The organism is Chromobacterium piscinae (assembly GCF_021129175.1).
In the GTDB taxonomy this organism is placed as follows: Bacteria; Pseudomonadota; Gammaproteobacteria; order Burkholderiales; family Chromobacteriaceae; genus Chromobacterium; species Chromobacterium piscinae.
Genome location: NZ_JAJOHV010000121.1, coordinates 1 through 3,880, shown reverse-complemented (window position 1 = coordinate 3,880; position 3,880 = coordinate 1). Strand labels below are relative to the sequence as shown.

General features: G+C 62.5%; 2 protein-coding genes. Both read left to right on the top strand.

Going from position 1 to position 3,880, the window contains the following annotated elements:
* The coding region (locus LQR33_RS22355) for a DUF2345 domain-containing protein (RefSeq protein ID WP_231470478.1) at positions 1-1,167 on the top strand (1,167 nt) is incomplete at its 5' end.
* 15 nt (positions 1,168-1,182) lie between these two features.
* Positions 1,183-3,880: DUF6531 domain-containing protein (locus LQR33_RS22350; protein ID WP_231470477.1), on the top strand; the 2,698-nt coding region annotated here is incomplete at its 3' end.

Here is a 3,880-nt window from a genome sequence, read left to right as displayed (position 1 = left end):
TCGCTGTCGCAAGCCTTGGCCGAAACCGCCACCGGCCAACTTGCCGACACCATGGAAACCGGGCCCGACGAAATCGGCCCGGACAATGCCAAAGCCGGCAAGAAAACCGACGGCCACCTGCAGCACCACGCCGACGCGTTGAAAGCCTGGGAAGCCGGCAGCAACACCGACAAAGACGGCAAAACCGCCAAGGATCAAGCCGGCCAACAACCGCTGCTGATCCTGTCCGGCCCAGCCGGCATCGCCAGCCTGACTGAACAGAGCCAGACCGTCTCCGCCGGCCAGAACCTGAACCTCATCGCCCAGCGCGACGCCAACCACACCACCGGCCGGCGCTGGCTGCACAACGTCGGCCAGCACATCAGCCTGTTCGTGGCGGGGGTGAAGGACAAAGTGGCGCTGAAGCTGATCGCGGCGAAGGGCAAGGTGCAAGTGCAGGCGCAGAGCGACGCGATGGAGTTGACGGCGGATAAGGACCTGACCATCACCTCGGTCAAGGGCAAGGTGCAGATCGCCGCCAGCCAGGAAGTGCTACTCACCAGTGGCGGCGGCTATATCCGCATCGCCGGCGGCAATATCGAAATCCACTGCCCCAACGAAGTGAGCGTAAAGGGCGCCAGCCATAGCTTGAGCGGTCCGGCCAGCCTCAGCACCCCCACTCCGACATTCGCCAAGCCTGGCACCGGCAATCTGCAGGTGATCCACGAGTTCGCCAACGGCTACTCGATGAACCAGGGCAAGTTCGTCGTCACCGACGCGCTGGGCGTCAAGCACAGCGGCGTGCTGGACGAGGCCGGCAAGGCGATGGTCCATGGACTCCCGGTAGGCCCCGCCCAGGTCGATTTCCTGGGCCGGCCGAACAAGGACAAGGCCGACATCTTCCCCTTTGTGCCACAGCCGGAAGAAGCGGTGAAACAGCTGGCGGGCGGAGAGGCGGTGAAGAAGCAGGCGATGAGCCAGCTCTCCAGTCTGGTGGGCAAGACCTTGCCGCCCGGCGTCGCCACGGCCACCGGCCAACTGTCCCAAGCCAAGAATACGCTGGACCAGGCCAAGCAAGTGGCCGGCCAGGCGCAGGCCATGCTGCAGCAGGCGCGCGATGTGAAGCAACTGGCTTCTTCCGCCGCCACCGTCCCGAACGCAGCCAATCTGCTCAAGAAAATACTGTAAAAGATACTCGCCATCATGACGACCGCAGCCCTCGCACGCCCCGTAGCCGTTATTCCCGCCACGCCTCAAGCCGCATCCCAGGCGCTGCAGCAAACCGGCCAAGACTTCGATAAATGGCTGCGCAGCATCAGCGACGGCCATCTGTCGGTGGAGAGCCTGAAAACCATCGCGTCCGCAGTGCCGGTGGTGGGCAACCTGATTTCCATCGGCGACGTCATCGTCGACATCGTCGACATGTCCAACAAGTCCCGCGCCAATCAGGAGGTCGATGTCTTCGACTGGCTGTTCCTGGGCGTGGACCTGATCGGCGTGATCCCGGCTGCCGGCGGCCTGTTCAAGATGGGCGCGCGGCCCACGCTGAAGCTGTGCGCCACCAGCATGCGCCGCGCCGGCAAAGACTGGGCCAAGGGCGAGATCGAAGCGGGCCTGGCGGCCAAGCTGGTGACCATGCTGCCGGCCAGTTACCGCAACTCGCCGGCGGAATGGGTAAAGTATGTAGACGGCAAGATCCAGAACGAGCTGAAAGTCTGCGGCGCCAAAGGCGCCACCATCATCGCCGGCATGGGCGAACTGCTGACCAGCCTGGGCACCGGAAAGTTCGGCGCCTATGTGCAAAAGAACGTCAAGCATGCGCCCGTCCGGTACAACCTCAATAAAACCAATGACCAAGGTTTTTGGGGCACGGTCAGCGCCCACCTGCATTCGCTGAACCAGGCCGCTGCCGATGCCGGCACCGAAGCGGCCGCCGGCATGACGGTGGCCGCCGCCAAGCAGATCGACTCCATCCTGAAAGGCACAGTTTCCGCGCGCCTGATGCAACGCCTGGGTGCGGCCATGGCCAAATGGGCGGGCATGTTGGTGGACATGCTGATGAAGATGTACAGCAGCCACCTGAAGCCGTTGCTGGACAAGCTGTTGAAAGCCTTCCTCAATCACCTGCCGAAAAAAGCGGCGGCGGTGGCGACCAAAGCGGTGAATACCGCCAAGAAAAAGGTCGAACAGACCGTGAAGGAAGTTGCCGCCAAGCTAAAGCAGCTCGCCAAGCCTGGGCCCAAATGTGCGTGCGCTAGCACCCAGGCCTCCATCGGATACGCTTTTGGCGACGAGTCGCTACAACACACCGACTTCAGCCTTCCGGGTGTTCTTCCTATTGTTTGGACACGGCAATATCGTTCCAACTTTGGCGGCAACGATCAAAAAGGCGAGTTCGGCGCGCGCTGGAGTCTTGCCTATGCCGCCCGCTTCGATATTGAAGGCGGGCAGCTGAAATTCCACGACGACAGCGGCCGCACGCTGGACTATCCGCTGCTGCCGGAAGGCGAGTCGCACAAGGACGGCATCGAGGGCTTTACGCTCACCCGCCTATCCGACACCCTGCTGTCGCAGACCTTTGGCCATGACTTGATCCAGCTGTACGAGCGCCACGGCGACAGCTTCCGACTGGCGCTGATCAAGGACCGCGCCGGCAACAGCATTGCGATGAACTTCCGCGATGGCCGCCTCAGCCAGCTGGTCAGCAGCGCCGGCTACGCAGTGGACCTGAATCACGACGCCATTGGCCGCGTCACCCGCGTTACCCTGCAGAATCTGGAAACCGGCCTGCCGCAACGCACGCTGGCCGAATACCGTTACAGCGATATCCCGCAGCTGGGCGGCGATGCCGGCGACCTGCTGGCCGCCACCGATGAAAACGGCGAAAGCTGGAGCTACCAGTACCAGCATCACCTGATCACCCGCTACACCGACCGCACCGGCCGCGGCATCACGCTGGAATGGGATGGCACGCATCTGGACGCCCGCGCCATTCGCGAATACGCCGACGACGGCAGCCTGGACGTGCGCCTGGCCTGGGACGAGAACATCGATCTCACCTATGTCACCGATGCCTATGGCCGCACCACCGAATACTATTTCGACGAAAAAGGCTACAACTACCGCATCGTCTATCCGGACCACAAAGAAGAGTGGTTTGAATTCGATGACGACAAGAAGCTGCTCAGCCATATTCGCCCGGACGGCACGCAAGACAGCTATGACTACGACGCCAACGGCAACCTGATCTGGCACGAACGCGCCGACGGCAGCGAAGTGCACTTCGCCTACGACGAGCAGGACAATCTAATCGAAATCATTGACCCGATGGGCGAGAAATGGCTGCGCGCCTACGACGACAAGGGCCAGCTGATAGAGGAAACCGACCCGCTCGGCCACAAGACCAAGTACGCGTACAACGAGCAAGGCCTGCCGGTGGCCGTCACTGACGCCAAGGGCGGCGCCAAGAAAATCGCCTATCGTCCAGATGGTCTGCTGGAAAGCTATACCGACTGCTCCGGCAGCGCCACCCAGTGGCAGTATGACGAGCGTGGTCGTCCCCTTCTCGCCATGGACGCGATGGGCAATGCCACCCGTTACCAGTACGCCGCCAACGGCACGCTGCAAGCCATCATCCAGTCCGACAGCCAAGCCACCCAACTGGAGCACGACGCCGAATCACGGCTGTTGAAACTCATCGACCCGCTGGGCCGCGGCACCCATTACGAATACGACAAGGCCGGCCGGCTGCATAAGCGCACCGACGCCAACGGCCACAGCCTGGGCTACCAGTACGACAAGCTGGGCCGCCTCACCGCGCTGCGCAACGAAAACCACCGCTACTACCGCTTCGACTACGACGACGGCGGCCGTCTGACAGCCGAAACCGGCTTCGACGGCA